The 14,461-nt window shown below is 72.3% G+C and carries 11 protein-coding genes; 7 read left to right on the forward strand and 4 right to left on the reverse strand.

Features of this window, described 5'->3' with window-relative positions; translation table 11 throughout:
* Positions 1–35 precede the first annotated feature (35 nt).
* Both ACG2DA_RS16940 and ACG2DA_RS16945 read right to left on the reverse strand, forming a co-directional pair.
* Positions 36–365 (reverse strand): hypothetical protein, encoded by a 330-nt coding sequence (locus ACG2DA_RS16940; protein ID WP_395256978.1) that lies wholly within the window; start codon positions 363–365, stop codon positions 36–38.
* Positions 362–718 carry a hypothetical protein gene (locus ACG2DA_RS16945; protein ID WP_395256979.1) on the reverse strand — a complete coding sequence of 119 codons (357 nt, stop codon included), beginning with the start codon at positions 716–718 and terminating at the stop codon, positions 362–364. Before ACG2DA_RS16945 ends, ACG2DA_RS16940 begins: the two co-directional genes overlap by 4 nt.
* Before the next feature lie 592 nt (positions 719–1,310).
* Between ACG2DA_RS16945 and ACG2DA_RS16950 the strand changes: the two genes are divergently transcribed.
* From ACG2DA_RS16950 to ACG2DA_RS16965, 4 genes are all read left to right on the forward strand, one after another.
* Complete coding sequence (locus ACG2DA_RS16950; RefSeq protein ID WP_395256980.1) at positions 1,311–5,585, forward strand: hypothetical protein; 4,275 nt, start codon at positions 1,311–1,313, stop codon at positions 5,583–5,585.
* 129 nt (positions 5,586–5,714) lie between these two features.
* Positions 5,715–7,682: an AAA family ATPase gene (locus ACG2DA_RS16955; RefSeq protein WP_395256981.1), complete on the forward strand. Its 1,968-nt coding sequence runs from the start codon at positions 5,715–5,717 to the stop codon at positions 7,680–7,682.
* A 156-nt stretch (positions 7,683–7,838) separates the two neighbouring features.
* Positions 7,839–8,669, forward strand: coding sequence for an LPS export ABC transporter ATP-binding protein (gene lptB, locus ACG2DA_RS16960; RefSeq protein WP_395256982.1), 831 nt, complete (start codon positions 7,839–7,841; stop codon positions 8,667–8,669).
* Positions 8,670–8,995: 326 nt separating this feature from the next.
* Positions 8,996–9,571 (forward strand): hypothetical protein, encoded by a 576-nt coding sequence (locus ACG2DA_RS16965; protein ID WP_395256983.1) that lies wholly within the window; start codon positions 8,996–8,998, stop codon positions 9,569–9,571.
* 52 nt (positions 9,572–9,623) lie between these two features.
* On the opposite strand, the gene ACG2DA_RS16970 is transcribed toward ACG2DA_RS16965, so the two are convergent.
* A complete protein-coding gene (locus tag ACG2DA_RS16970) occupies positions 9,624–9,983 on the reverse strand; it encodes a sirohydrochlorin chelatase (protein WP_395256984.1) in 360 nt (119 codons plus the stop codon).
* Positions 9,984–10,089: 106 nt separating this feature from the next.
* Here ACG2DA_RS16970 and ACG2DA_RS16975 point away from each other — a divergent pair, with 106 nt between their 5' ends.
* The 3 genes from ACG2DA_RS16975 to ACG2DA_RS16985 are packed head-to-tail and all read left to right on the forward strand — an operon-like array spanning position 10,090 to position 13,127.
* Positions 10,090–12,132, forward strand: a complete 2,043-nt coding sequence (locus tag ACG2DA_RS16975; RefSeq protein ID WP_395256985.1) for a serine/threonine-protein kinase — start codon at positions 10,090–10,092, stop codon at positions 12,130–12,132.
* Between the two features lie 46 nt (positions 12,133–12,178).
* Positions 12,179–12,691 carry an adenine phosphoribosyltransferase gene (locus ACG2DA_RS16980; RefSeq protein WP_395256986.1) on the forward strand — a complete coding sequence of 171 codons (513 nt, stop codon included), beginning with the start codon at positions 12,179–12,181 and terminating at the stop codon, positions 12,689–12,691.
* A gap of 16 nt (positions 12,692–12,707) precedes the next feature.
* Positions 12,708–13,127 (forward strand): hypothetical protein, encoded by a 420-nt coding sequence (locus ACG2DA_RS16985; protein WP_395256987.1) that lies wholly within the window; start codon positions 12,708–12,710, stop codon positions 13,125–13,127.
* Between the two features lie 26 nt (positions 13,128–13,153).
* Here the strand turns inward: ACG2DA_RS16985 and ACG2DA_RS16990 are convergent.
* On the reverse strand, positions 13,154–14,461 hold a 1,308-nt coding region (locus ACG2DA_RS16990), incomplete at its 5' end, for an SGNH/GDSL hydrolase family protein (protein WP_395256988.1).

Here is a 14,461-nt window from a genome sequence, read left to right on the forward strand (position 1 = left end):
CCCCGCGTCTCCCGGGACGGTCCGCACAGCGGACCCTACGGGTCTGACGGCAACGCCTCCCGGGCCCGCCAGGCGCGGAGCAGACCGACGAGCAACAGGATCTGGGCCCCGACGAAGGCGGAGAACGAGCCGACGATCAGGGCGGCGCCGACGATCTCCGGGCCGTCGTTCAGGATGTCCGGGCCGCCCGTCAGTTCGTTGTAACCGCTGACGAGCGGGATCACGGTCCCGGCGACGCCGCAGAGGCCCGCCGCGACGATCGACCGGCGGCCCGGCCCGCGACGCCGCGCGGCGAGGACGACCAGCCCGACGTAGCTGAGGGCCACGACGACCATGAACGAGAAGATCCCGGCTTGATAACTCACGGGACGTCCCTCCCGGTCGACGGGGCGGCGGCCGGACCGGGAATCCGCGGGCGCAACGCCCGGGAGGCGGCCCAGGCGGACAGCCACACGCTGACCAGCCAGGGCGCGGCGATCAGAACCTGGATCCAGCCCCGATCGTTCAGCCACAGGGCGGCCCGCGGGGCGACCATCTCGACCATGATTTGCAGGAGCACCGCGACCGGGAACAGCAGCCCGGCCAAGGCGGCCAGGGCGGCGCTGAGTCCGCCGGGCGTGTTCCAGCGCCATCGCCGGATGCCCGCTGCGGCCAGTCCGGCGGTGGCGACGAGCCACGCCAGAAAGACCGCGGGCATCACGATCTGGAAGAGGGTCATCACCGACATCGCCCCAATTTACCGGGGTTGCGGCGGCCGCCGGGGAGAATCCCGAGGAAACTTTGCGCCCGGGGTGAATCCGGCTTGAGCCGAACCGCAAAGGGTCCGATTGGACAGGAGACGACCCGCCGCGCCGGTTCTGCCGCCTCGTGCGGTTACGCCGGGACGGCGGGTTGGGACGCGGCTCCGGCCGGACGCCTTTCGACTGCGGTCGGCCCCACGCGGGTTGACCGGATTCGACCGGGCGACCTACGACCGAAGCCGTTCCCCCCGCCGAGCGTCCGCCCCCGCGAAGTGCGGGGACGGTGCGCCCGTCGGGGTCGCTCGAGTTCCCGTTCCACGTACGTTTTTCGAGCCGTTCCCGCCGGCCGGCGGATCGCAGCGACGCGACCCGCCCCGGCACTCGCCCCTTCCGGCCGACCACTCACCCACCGCATCGCCGCCCCGCCCGGGCCGCTCCGATTTCCGGTCCCCCAGTCGGGGACGGGGAGCCGGTCGCCGGGGCTCCGGCGGAGGCGGCGCGGCGGGCCGCCCGGGGCGCGGCGCTTCCCTGTCAGACCCTGACACGATTCCCCACAAGGAGGTTGGACCGTTGGCCAGACGCATCGGACTCCTCGCCGGGTCCACAGCGGCGGTGATCGCCGGACTGTGGCTGGCGAATGCCAAGCCGCTCGCAGAGCAGATGACCGCGGCGGTGGACACCGCCGCGAGCGCCTCGCCGGCGGATCAACTCGCCGCCGGCTTGCTGCTGCTCAAAGAGGGGCAGCACGCCGCCGCCCAGAACCGGCTGGCCCTCGCCGCCCGCGGCGAGGCCCAGTTGACGCGTGAGCAACAGCTTTCGCTGAACGAGGCGCTGCGGCGCCTGCAGGACGTGGACCCGTTCGCGGCCCACAACACGGACGGCGCCGCGGAGACCGCGGCGCTGTTCCTGGAGGAAGCCCGCGCCGCGGTGCAGCGGGGCGACAAGGCCGCCGCCCGCAAGCTGGCCGCCGCCGCCGCCGCCTTCGGGACGGACTGGCCGGACGGCGCCGGCCCGGACGCGCTGCTCGCCGCGCTCGGCCCGGACGAAGCGAAAACGAGCGGCGGGGAGATCCTGCCGGACGAGTTCGCCGCGATGGACTTCGGCGAGTTCGCCCCGGCGCCCGCCGCCGCCCCGGCGACCGACGGCTGGGGCTCCCCGACCCCGGCGCCGAACAGCGTCGAGGGCGGGTCCACCAAAGCCGCCGCGATGCAGCTGCTGGAGCAGGCCCGCGTCGACCTGGACGCCGGCCGCTACGAGGACGCCCGCGCCCTGGCCCTGGAAGCGTGGGAGCTCCACGCCGATTGGGACCTGTTCGCCGCGGACAGCCCGGACCGGATCCTGAGCGAGGTCGCCGCCCGCACCAAGACGGTGACCTTCACCCCGAAGGCCGCCAAGAAGCCGGCCGCCCCGGCGCCGACCGAGGACGAGCTGGCCCGCGGGGCCGCCGCCGACGCCCTCGCCGCTGCCCGGGCCGCGCTGCGGGCCGGCGAGTTCGAACAGGCCGAGGCCTACATCGGCGCCGCCGAGGAAGCCGGCGTGGCGTTCGACCTGCTGGACGACACCCCGGACAAGGTGCGGGCTGAACTGGCCGCCGCCATGACCGCCGCCCAGTCCGGCGGCCCGCAGCCGGCCGCCGGCGCGGTCAGCAACGCCGCGTACGACATGGACTTCGACGCCACCTTCGGCGTCACCCAAACCTCCGCCGCGGCCCCCGCGACGGACGAGCAGCCGGAGGCGGTCTCCACCGCCGCGGACGACTCCCCCTTCGCCGCCCCGCCGGTCGACCCGTTCGCCTTGGCGGCCCAGGACGACGAGGTTCCCGCCGCCGAGCCGACGCCGGCCCCGGCCGGGCCGACCGCCCGTCAGAAGTACGACGAGGGCATGGCCGCCCTGAAAGCCGGCGACCGCAACGCGGCGCTGGAGGCGTTCCTCGCCGCCCATGAGGCCGTAAAGGCCGGCTCCCCGCTGGACCCGTTCCGGGCCGAGCAGATGCAGAGCTTCCTGGTCTCGCTGGCTCCGGCCGGCGGGATGCCGGGTTCCGAGACCGGGGGCGTGACCCCCGCCGCCGCCGTGAACCCGGCGCCGGCGGTGCAGTCCGCCGCCGTCCCGACCCCCGCCGAGCAGCTGACGCTCGCCAGTCAGGCCGAGAACGTCCGCTTCGACAAGCTGCGGGGCGAGGTGCTGAACGCGATCTTCCGGGCCGAGCGCCTGAAGGAAGCGGACAACGTCACCGAGGCCCGCGCCGTGCTGGACCGCACCAAGCAGAGCGTCGAGACCGCCGAGCTGCGGGACGACCTCAAGGCCCCGATGCTGCGGCACATCGCCAACAGCAGCGCCGCGGTCGAGAGCTACGCCAAGCAGATGGCCCCCAAGCTGGAGCTTGAAGAACGGAACCAGGCCACCAAGGACCTGATCGCCACGGAGCAGGCCCGCAAGATCCGCATCGAGCAGGAGATGTTCGAGCTGACCGAGCGGTTCAACGAGCAACTGCGGAACCGGGAGTTCGTCGAGGCCCTCGCCACGGCGAAGCAGGCCCGCGCCCTGGATCCGGACGCCCCGCACGCGGAGCTGATGGTCTGGAAGGCGAAGTTCGCCCATCGTGAGTTCCAGGGCAAAGCGATCGCCGAGGCCAAGGAAGAGGGCTTCGTCGCCGCGATGACCGCCGTGGACGAGGCGAGCATCCCGTTCGCCGACGACTTCGAGTTCCCCAAGAACTGGGACGCCCTGAGCGCCCGCCGCGGCCTCCGCTACGGCGAGACCGGCGTGGTCGGGGACATGAGCACCCAGGAGAAGATGATCGCCCAGGCGATGACCCGCCCGGTCAGCCTGCACTTCGACAACGCCCCGCTGGCGGAAGTGCTGGCCCACCTGGCGACGCTGGCGGACATTAACATCGTCGCCGACCCGGCGGACGTGGAAGCCGTCGGCGCCGGCATCGACACCCCGGTGACGATCAACGTCGAGGGCGTGCAGCTGAAAAGCGCCCTGAACCTGATCCTGGAGCCGCTGGACCTCGGCCACGTCATCTCCGACGACGTGCTGAAGGTGACCAACCGGAACCGGATGGGCGGCCAGCTGATCACCAAGCCGTACCCGGTGACGGACCTGGTCGTGGCGATCAAGAACTTCGGCGAGCACGGCGGCGTCGATCCGATGGCGAAGGGCGGCGCCCAAGCCGACCCCTTCGGCGCCGGCGGCCTGGGCGTGGGCAACTTCAGCGTGCCCGCCGTGGGCGGCGTGCAGCCGAACGTGGACCTCTCCGGGGCCATCGTGGACCCGGTGACCGGCGGCCGCATCGAGAGCCGCGTCGAGGGCGACAGCCGTCGGATGCGGTTCGAGGAACTGGCCGAGCTGATCCGGACCACCGTGGAGCCGGAAAGCTGGGAGATGCTGGGCGGCCGCGGGACGCTGCAGACCAGCGAAACCACCCTGGCCCTGGTCGTGCGTCAGACGCAGGCCGTGCACGAGCAGATCGCCGAGCTGCTGACCCAGCTGCGGCGTCTGCAGGACCTGCAGGTGGCGGTCGAGGTGCGGTTCGTGACGGTGACCGACGAGTTCTTCGAGCGGATCGGCATCGACTTCGACTTCGACGTGCAGGATGTCCTGGGCGCCGGCCCGATCGACGCCAGCCCGTTCGGGGCGATCGATACCGTCTCCCCGGCGGAACTTGGCGCCACCCCGGGAGCGCTGACGCCCGGGACCGCCCCGTTCTTCCCGAACTTCCAGCTGCCGGTGCTCCCGCCGCTGCAGGAAGGTGGCGCCACCCCGTACCCCTTCCCGAGCGGCTCTTCGCCGGGGGAATACTTCGACCCGCCGCCGGGCCGCGACCTCCGCGACCGCGACGACTACAGCGACGGGTTGGTCGTGGGTATGGACGGCAGCGAGGCGACCGGCGCCACGGGCTTCCGCCAGGACCTGGACATCCCCTTCGAGCAGGGCAGCTTCGCGGTCGGCGTGCCGGACTTTGTCGCCGGCGACCTGAGCCTCGGGATGAACGTCGGCTTCGCCATCCTCAGCGATATTGAAGCCTTCTTCTTCATCAACGCGGTTCAGAGCGACAGCCGCAACAACCTGATGTTCGCCCCGAAGGTGACCCTGTACAACGGTCAGTCGGCCACGGTGATCAACCAGACGCAGGTCCCCTTCGTGGCCTCGCTGACTCCGGTGGTCGGCATCGGCGCCGTGGCGTACCAGCCGGACGTCCAGCTGATTTCGGAGGGAATCTCCTTGACGGTGACCGCCGTTATCAGCGCCGACCGCCGGTTCGTCCGGCTGACGGTCAGCCCGCAGTTCACCAACGTGATTGACATCTTCAGCTTCACGTACGCCGGCGGCGCCGGCGGCGGCGGCGGTGCGGCCGGCGGCGCCCTGGGCAACGCGGGCGGCTTCGGCGGCGGCGGCGGCTTCGGCGGCGGCGGCATCGGCGGCGGCATCGGCGGCGGCGGCATCGCAGGCTTCGGCGGCATCGGCGGCGGCGCCGTCGCCCAGAACGCCCTGCTCCAGACCCTGCCCCAGCAGGTCACCGGCATCGGCGGCGTCACGGGCATCGGCGGCCAGGTCGGCGGGTTCCAGAACCTGACGATTCAGCTCCCGCTGCAGGAGGTCGTCACCGTCAACACCACCGTCTCCGTTCCGGACGGCGGCACGGTGCTGCTCGGCGGCATCAAGCGGCTCCGCGAGGGCCGCAACATGGCCGGCGTGCCGATCCTCAACAAGCTGCCGTACGTCTCCCGGTTGTTCAAAAACACCGGCGTGGCCCGTAGCACGGAGTCCCTCATGCTGATGGTCACCCCCCGGATCATCATCCTGGAGGAAGAGGAGGAACTGCTCGGCATCGAGATCTAGTCCCCCGGGACGGGCTCTCGACCCGACAGTTCAGAACTGATCGCGCCGCCGCGGGGCTCCCCCGCGGCGGCGTTGTTCGTGCGCCCGTCACGCCGAGCCCCCGCGGAGGCTCGGCGTTACGCTGAGCGGATGCCCGACACCCCCACGAATCTGACCGCTCAAGCCGTCGCCGACGTCTTCGCCCGGGTGCGGTGCGGCTATCCGCTGCTAGCGCTGGACACGCCGGAGGAACGCCGCTGGGTCGACGCCCTGTCCGCCGCCGCCGACGCGGAGGGGTATTCCGTGACGACGTGGAGCGCCGCGGACAAGGGCTTCAACATGGTCGGCCACCTGCGGGCGCTGCGGGACGACCCGCCGTCCCGCACGTTGGTCCTGCTGTTCGACGCCGGCCCGTACCTGACCAACCCGACGCGGGCCCGCCTGTTGCGGGAGGCCCTCCCGGGGTTGGCGGAGCGGCAGTCCGCCGCGCTGCTGATCGCCCACCGCACGCCGCTGCCGAGCTCGTTGGAGAGCGACGCGGCGACCGTCGACCTGCCCCAGCCGGGCTCGGAGGAGCTGACCGAGGACCTCCGCGCCGCCGCGGCCGCCGCCGGTCGGGACGCCCCGGACGAGGCCCTCACGACCCGGCTGGTGAACGCCGCCCGCGGCCTGACCCGCGAAAGCGCCCGCCGGGCGTTCACCCTGGCGCTGTCCGACTCCGCCGGCGGGGACGATCCGCTGGCGGCCGTGGTGAACGAAAAGCGCCGGCTGGTCAGCGGCGGCGACCTGCTGGAGTTTCGCGGGCTGGACGAGTCGGCGGACGCGGTCGGGGGCCTGCAGAACCTCAAAGAGTGGCTCGCCAAGCGGGCCGCCGCCTTCAGTCCCGAGGCCGCCGCCCGCGGCGTGCCGGCCCCCCGCGGGGTGTTGCTATTGGGCGTGCAGGGGTGCGGCAAGAGCCTGACGGCCCGCGTGGCGGCCCGCATCCTCGGGTTCCCGCTGGTCCGGCTGGACGTCGCGGCGCTGCTGGCCAGCGAGCAGGGCGAGAGCGAGAAGAACCTCCGCCGGGCGCTGGCCAGCGTCGCCGCGATCGCCCCGGCGGTGCTCTGGCTGGACGAGTTGGAGAAGGGCTTCGCCGGCGCCGTGGGCGAGGGCGGCGCCAGCGAGGCCGCGGTCCGCCGGATGACCGGCACGCTGCTGACCTGGATGGAGGACCGTCCCGCCCCGGTGTTCGTCGCCGCCACCGCCAACTCCGTCGACGCCCTCCCGCCGGAGTTGCTCCGCCGCGGCCGGTTCGACGAACTATTCTTCATCGACCTGCCCAACGAATACGAGCGGCGGGACATCCTCCGCGTGCACCTGACCCGCGGCGGGCAGGACCCGACGGGGTTCGACGTGGAGGAACTCGCCGAGGCCGCCGAGGGTCACAGCGGCGCCGAGCTGGCCCAGGCGGTCACCACCGCCCTGATCGACGCCCACACCGACGGCCGCACCCCGACCCAGGCGGATCTCAAACGGGCGATCGAGGAGACGGTCCCGCTGAGCGTGACCATGGAGGACCAGATCTTCGCCCTGCGGGAGTGGTGCCGGACCCGCACCCGGCCCGCGACGCCGGACAGCCGCGTGCTGCGGATGATGGACCAGGAACGCAGACGCGGCGGCGACGCCGAGGGCGAGGCCGGCCCCGACGGCCCCGCCTGGGGGCGCCTCGCCGCCGGGGGACAGACCCGGGCGGCGATCACGGAGTTCCTCGCCGCCAAGGACGGAGCCACCTTCCCGACGCTCTGCGAAGCCTTGGCGCCGTACGCCCCGGTCGCCGGCCCGCTGGCGCTGGCGCTGAAGGCGCATCCGACCTCCGTCGTCTGGGCCGGGCTGGACGAGACCTTCGCCGCGGAGATCGCCCGGCTGGTGGAGAACCGCCGCGTCTACCTGCACCCCGCCGACGCCGACGACCACCCGCCCGGCACGGCCCCGAAGCTGCCGATCTTTCAAGACGACGGCGACGAGGCGACGCCGCCCGACGGCCCGCACTGGCGGCCGGTCGTTCTGAAAACGCTCCCCCGCCCCGGCGCCCCGGCCGAATTCGCCCGCCTGACCCGGGTGCGACTGGCGAAGAAGTGACCGGCCGGGCCGCCTCGGCGGCGCCGGTCCGCTAGACCTTGTCGTTCCCCCGGCGATCATCTTTGCGGATTGAACCGGACCCGCGAACCGGCATCCCCCCGCTTCCGCAAAGCCGCTAGGGTTCGCGGTCCCGTCCCCGCGTCCCGCCCGACGCCGATGTCCGACACCGACTCTTCCGACGCCTACGTCCCCGCGCCCGCGCCGCCCGACGCGCTGCTCTCCTGCGAGGGGTTGGTGAAAACCTACCGCGGCGGCAAGAAGGCCGTCCGGGGGATCGACTTCTACGTCGGCCGGGGGGAGATCGTCGGCCTGCTCGGCCCGAACGGGGCGGGCAAATCGACCACCTTCCGGATGGCCTGCGGGCTGACGGTGCCGACCGAGGGCCGCGTGTTCCTCGGCGGGACCGACGTGACCACCTGGCCGCTCTACCGCCGGGCCCGCCGCGGGATGGGCTATCTGCCGCAGGACGACAGCGTCTTCAAGAAGCTGTCCGTGGAGCAGAACCTGTTCGCCGTGCTCGAGTTCCAGTCGATCACCAAGGCCGCCCAGCGGAAGCGGGCCACGGCCCTGCTGGAGCAGTTCGGCCTGGACGACAAACGCCGCCAGACCGCCGGCACCCTCTCCGGCGGCGAACGCCGCCGGCTGGAGATCGCCCGCTGCCTGGCCTCCAAGCCGGACCTGATCCTGCTGGACGAACCGTTCACCGGCATCGACCCGGTTACGATTCACTCCATCCAGGACATCATCCGCGACCTGCGGGACTGCGGCATCTCCATCCTGCTGACCGACCACCGGGAGCGGGAGACCCTCACGATCACCGACCGCAGCTACATCGTCTGCGAGGGGAAGGTGATCGTCGGCGGCACCGCCCGCGAGGTGCTTTCCAATAAAGAGGCCCAGGAGAAGTACTTCGGCGCCCGCTTTGACGCCGGCAGCATCCTGGAGGGCCGCGACGCCTTCGACACCCCCCGCCGAACCGCCGCCTGAGCGGCGCCGAGCCAGCCGGAGGCCGCCGGACGGCCAGCGGCTGGCCGCTCCGGAACCGGCGCCTGACTGCTTGCCGGCCACCGTTCAGTCCGGATCCGGATCGTCTCCCCGATCTCACGGGGACCGCCCCGGACGGGAGGACGGGGGAACCGCCGGATCCGCGACAAATGGCCGCAGCGCGTCGGGAAAGCCGGAGAAATCAGGGAAATCGGCCCGAGAATCGCGTGGATTGCCTGATGATTCGGCTGTTCCGCTGTGGCAACAGGCACTATAACCAAGACGCTCGCCTTGCGGTTTCGGCCGCTCCTTCGGGGGAAGTCGCGTTTATGCCCGCTATTTCCGTTCGCTCCGCAGCCGGCTCCGCCGGCCGTCCGCGACGCCCCACCGCGATCCCGGCCGTTTGCCGGGGCTGGGACGTCGGGGAGGGCGAGACCCAGGTGTCGATGACCGCGGCGCTGGCCTACGCCTGCCGCTGTTCCCCCTCGCCGCCCAGCGATCCCGACGCCGGCCCGGCGATGAACCTCTACGAGCGGGCCTATCGGGAGGCCGAACGGCACAAGTGGCTCGTCAGCGAACGGCAGGGCTACGACGCGGGGGAGGGGGCGATTCGAGAGTGGTACGCGACGCGGTGGCCGCACTTCTGTCGGGCCTGTCAGTTGCAGCACGTGGCCGGCCGGGTCCGGTGGGACCAGTTCGATCCCGCGACGTTCGGGACGCTTCACGACGCGATCGTCAGCGGAGATTTGCTCGCCGATCGCATTCTCGACCGCATCGACGCCGGTTGGGAGAACCTCCACATTCTGCTGTGGGCCCGCGAATGGGGCCTGCCCATGAAGGCGGTGCTGACGGTGCTGGAACGCATCGACGTCAACCGCGCCCGCCTCGACCCGAACTGCCTGTAGGGCAGACGGTCGCCGCTCGAAGCGCTTCGGGCTCACGGGGAACGACGGCTCCTCAGGCCGCCCCCAGCCGTTCGAACACCACCTCGACCAGCTTCGGGTGCAGGCCCAGCGGGGGACGCACCTCGAACCGCACGCCGGGGTACTGCTCCTCGAACTGCGTGCGGAACTCCTCCAGGTCGCCGGCGACGTGGGTGCCCATGCTGAGGAAGTAGGGCAGCATCCGCACCTCCGTGGCGCCCCGCTCCACGCACTTCGCCGCGGCGGCGGGGATGTCCGGCTCGGCCAATTCGAGGAAGGCCGGCTCCACGATCTCAAACCCGCCCCGCTCGACCACCTGGGCGGTCAGCCGGTGCAAATCGTCGTTCGCCTCCTGCCGGCGGGACCCGTGGGCGATCAGCAGGGCGGCGCGCATCAATTTCGGATGTGGGATTTGGGATGTCGGATGTGGCCGGGCCTGCCCGTATCGTAGGGGGCGGCCCGTCATATCCCACATTCGAAATTCGACCTCCGCCATTCGCATGCCCCCCCGCGTCGGTCCCTATCTGCTGGAGCGGAAACTCGGCAGCGGGGGGATGGGCACGGTCTATCTCGGCACGCACGCCGAGACCGGCGAGCACGCCGCGGTGAAGATCCTGCCGGCGGCGCTGGCCCGGGAGCCCGGCTTTCGGGAGCGGTTCGCCCGGGAGGTGGAGACCGTCCGCCGATTGAACAATCCGCACATCGCCGGCTACCTCGCCAGCGGGGCCGTCGACGCCGAGGGAAACCTGCTGCCCGAACCGGCCCCGGGGGAGAACGCGGAGCCGGCCGACGACGCCCTCGCCTTCCTCGCCCTGCGGTACGTCGAGGGGGAAACGCTGCTGGTCCGCCTCCGCCGCGAACGCCGACTGTCGTGGCGGGCGGCGGTCGACCTCGGCATTCAGATCTGCGCGGCCCTCAAAGCGGCCCACGACGCCGGGGTGGTGCACCGGGACCTCAAACCGTCGAACCTGATCCTCACCCCGGACCCGCAGGGCGACCCGGCGGGCGTGGGGCACGTCACGCTGGTGGACTTCGGCGTCGCCCAGCTATTCGCCGCCGGCCGGCTGACGCAGACCGGCGGCGTGATCGGCACCGCGGAGTTCATGGCCCCGGAGCAGGCCACCGGCAAGCGGGTCGACAAAAAGTGCGACCTCTATTCGTTGGGGGCGGTGCTGTACGCCTGCGTCTGCGGGGCGCCGCCGTTCCGCGGCAAGTCGGCGGTGGAGGTGCTCCAACAGCATCGCTTCGGCCAGTTCGACGCCCCCCGCCGCTACGCCCCCGACTGCCCGCCGGCCGTGGAGGCGGTCCTCACCGAGCTGCTGGCGAAGTCGCCGGCTGACCGCCCCGCCGACGCCCGGGTCGTCTCCAACCGACTCTCCGCGGCCGTCCGGCGGGAGGACTACGCCGCCGGAACTCTCGACGGGGAGTCAAAGGAGCCGGGCGGGGAGTCCGCGGGAGTCGGGCGAGAGACGGCGGGAGAGTCCGTCCCGCTGCCGGACCGGCCCACCCGCCCCGCTGCCGACGAGCCCGCCGCTCACGAGGGAGGCGAACCGGCGTCGACCGCCCCCGGGATGGGGGGAGCGACGGTCGAGCGGTCGCTCGCCGGCACGTCGCTGCACGGGGCCGCGCTCTCGCAGGAGGACGCCGCGGGCGCGGCGGACGAGAACCTCGCTTTTCCCCGCGGCGGCCCCGGCCCGGCGACGATCGTGCGGAACGGCGTGGTGCAGGCGCTGGAAGAGACGGACGAGACCGGTCCGGTCGGCCGGTTCTTCGAGCAGACCTGGGTGCTGGTCGCCGCCCTGGCCCTGCTGGTCGCCGGCGGGGTGCTGTGGTTCGAATTGCAGGCTCCGGTGTTGCCGCCGCCGGGGGAGATGACGGTCGGCCAGCACCTCGCCGCGGCCCGGGCGGCCCTGGAGCAGTCGCCGAGCGCCGCGTGGATGCGGGCGCGGGACCGTCACCTCACGCCGCTGCTGGCCCCCGAGGGGATCGAGCGGATCGAGGAACGGAGCGCGCAGGCCGACAACCCGGGCGAACCGCTCACGCCGGAGGCCCGGGCCTACACGCTGGAGCAGGCCCGCCGGATGGCGGACCGGGTGCGGCGGTACGAACTGGAGACCGCCGCCCGCCGCCCCACGCTGGCGGGCCCGCCGGCGAACGAGTCGGAGCGGTTCCTCCGCCTCGCCGCTCACCAGACGCTGAACGGCGACCGCCCCGCCGCCGCCCGGACGCTGCGGCACTTCCTCGCCGCTACCTCGGCCGCCGAGACCGACGCGCGGCTGGCCCAGAACCGCCGGATCGCCGAGTCGATGCTGAACGACCTCGCGGTGCCCCCGCCGGCGGTCTCCGCGATGGCGGACCGGGCCCTTGATGACGCCCGGGCCGCCGCCGAGGCCGGCGACCCCGCCGCCGCTCGCCGCGTGCTGGACGGGCTGATCGGCCTGTACGCCGACGACCCCGCCGCCGAAACGCTGTTGCAGGACGCCCGCGTCCTGCGGCGCTCGCTGGAGCCGGCGTCGATGGAGCAGGACGCCGCCGGCCGCTAGCCTGCCCCGGACCTTCCCGACGGCCCCCTCCGGCGACTCCCCCGCGATGCCCCTTTCCGATCACATTCGCGACGTGCCGGACTTCCCCAAGCCGGGGATCGTCTTCAAGGACATCTCGCCCCTGCTGGCGAGCCGGGAGGCGACGCGGGAGGCGGTCCGGGCGATGGCCGAGCCGTACCGGGCGAACCCGCCGGAGGCGATTTTGGCGGTGGAGGCCCGCGGGTTCCTGTTCGCCGTCCCGCTGGCGATGGAACTGGGCTGCGGAGTCGTGCTGGTCCGCAAGCCCGGCAAGCTGCCGGCGGCAACGACCGCGGTGGAGTACGCCCTGGAATACGGGAACGACATGCTCGAGATGCACGCCGACGCCCTCACCAAGGGGCAAAAGGTGCTGATCGTGGACGACGTACTCGCGACCGGCGGCACCGTCGCCGCCTGCGCCGACCTCGCCCGTCAGACCGGCGCCGAGGTGATCGCCGCCGCCTTCCTGATCGAACTGACCTTCCTGAACGGCCGCGACAAACTCGGCGACCTGCCGGTCTCCGCGGCGATCACATATTAATTCCCGCTCCACCGACGTGGCCGCTCCACCGCGATACAGGAAGGCGGCCGCTCTGGCGGCGGTCGTGCTGGCGACCGGCCTGGGCGGGTGCTGGCTGCGAGCGAATCAGGTCGAGGCTCGTTTCAGCCGCACCGTTGCGGCGTTGGGGGCCGACTTTCACGGAGGGCTCACGCCGCCGTTCGGGTTCTACTCGGAACACTACGTCGGCTTCCCTCCGTCTCGAGGGGCTTGGACCGATGAAGAGGTGACGCGATTCGTCACGGCCGCCGATCCCCTTTGGGACAAGACGATTACCGTGCAGGCGCCCGGCGACCAACTCACTCCTGCTCAAATCGGGATGATGCTTCGACCGACCTCCGTCCGCTCCGTCCGGACCGCGGGCGGTTGGTGGTCGCGGGATGGCCGGAGGGCGGTGAAGTATCGAGCCGTCGACTGAACGACGCGAAGAGCGGGTCGTCGCGTTCAGCGTGACGCCGCGTCCGCCCGGTTGCGGGTGATGAACCCGAGGCCGACCCCGACGATCCGCACCGCCGTGCCGCCGCGGTCGCCCTTCACCACTTTTGCCGTCACGGGGCCGGCGGGCGGCTTGTCGGAGCGGTACAGCAGCACGGTCCGCGGGTAGTGCAGGCCCTTGCTGTGCTCGTGATAGAGCTGGACGGTCTTCGGCTCCTCGCCCGGCACGCTCACCTCGACGGCCCCGGCGTCCGGCCCGGCGAGAACGAACAGGCCGAGGGCGGTGAACGGCGCCGCGGCCGGGTCGAAGGTCAGCGTCGCCCCCGGGTCGGTCGTGTAGAGCAGCGGGTCCCGCTCGAACCGGCTCCGACTGGAGCCGGGGAGGGCGTCCCAGTCCGGCTGACCGGTCTGCCAGCCGTCGCCGACCGTGATCCCCTCGCCCAGGGCCGCCGGGGCCCGCAGTTCCGCCCGGTCCACGGCGTCCGGTCGCAGCGGGCCGGCTTCCGGCACGTCTCGCTTTTCCAGATTCCGCCGACGTCGGGCAACGCGGTCCCGCTCCCCCCGCCGCTGCGGGACCGTGGAGCGGGCGATCGCTTCGAGGATCATGTCGGCGGCCAGTTGATGCCCGACAGGGCCGGGATGCGTGCCGCCGTACTGCTCCCAGGTGAGCGTGCCCTCGTCGATCCGCCGGGCGACCTCCGCGGCGACGTTCACGCTGGGAATGTCGTACCGCTCCGCGACCGCTTCGTGGGCGGCGACGCTGATTGGGTCCTCGCCCGACCGCAGCTTCTCCACGATCGCCGGGTTCGGGAAGTGGACGAACATTCGCTCCAAAATCGCGCTCGACGGGGGGCCGGCGGGCATTCGGGCGACTCCCTCCATCCCCCAACCGGCCTCGCCGGCGGGAAGCTTCTCATCCTGATCGTCGTTCACCGCGGCTTCGGCGATGAGAAGCGTGACGCCCGCGGCCGCTCTCCCGTCGACCGAGATGGCGTCCCGCGCCCGGAACACGCCGGTGGTCGACCCGGTGCTGGAGATCCCCGCGTTCACGAACGTCCATTCGACCTGTGGATACCGCTCTCGCAACCCCTGCTCCACGAGCGGCCGGTAACCGGCACCCTCCGTGATGCTCCCGCCGAGAAACACCACCCGCACCGCTCCCCGCTTCTCGAGCATGACATGCGTCCACGGCAGCCCCCCGCGGACGTGCAGCCACGCGGGGTCCTCCTCGGAACCGCCGCCGGCCGCGGGGGCGACGGACAGCAGGGCGATCAGCAGCGGGATCATCGAGCGGCCTTCCGGAAACGGGAGCGTCCC

The sequence above is a fragment of the Alienimonas sp. DA493 genome, from assembly GCF_043951915.1.
GTDB lineage: Bacteria > Planctomycetota > Planctomycetia > Planctomycetales > Planctomycetaceae > Alienimonas.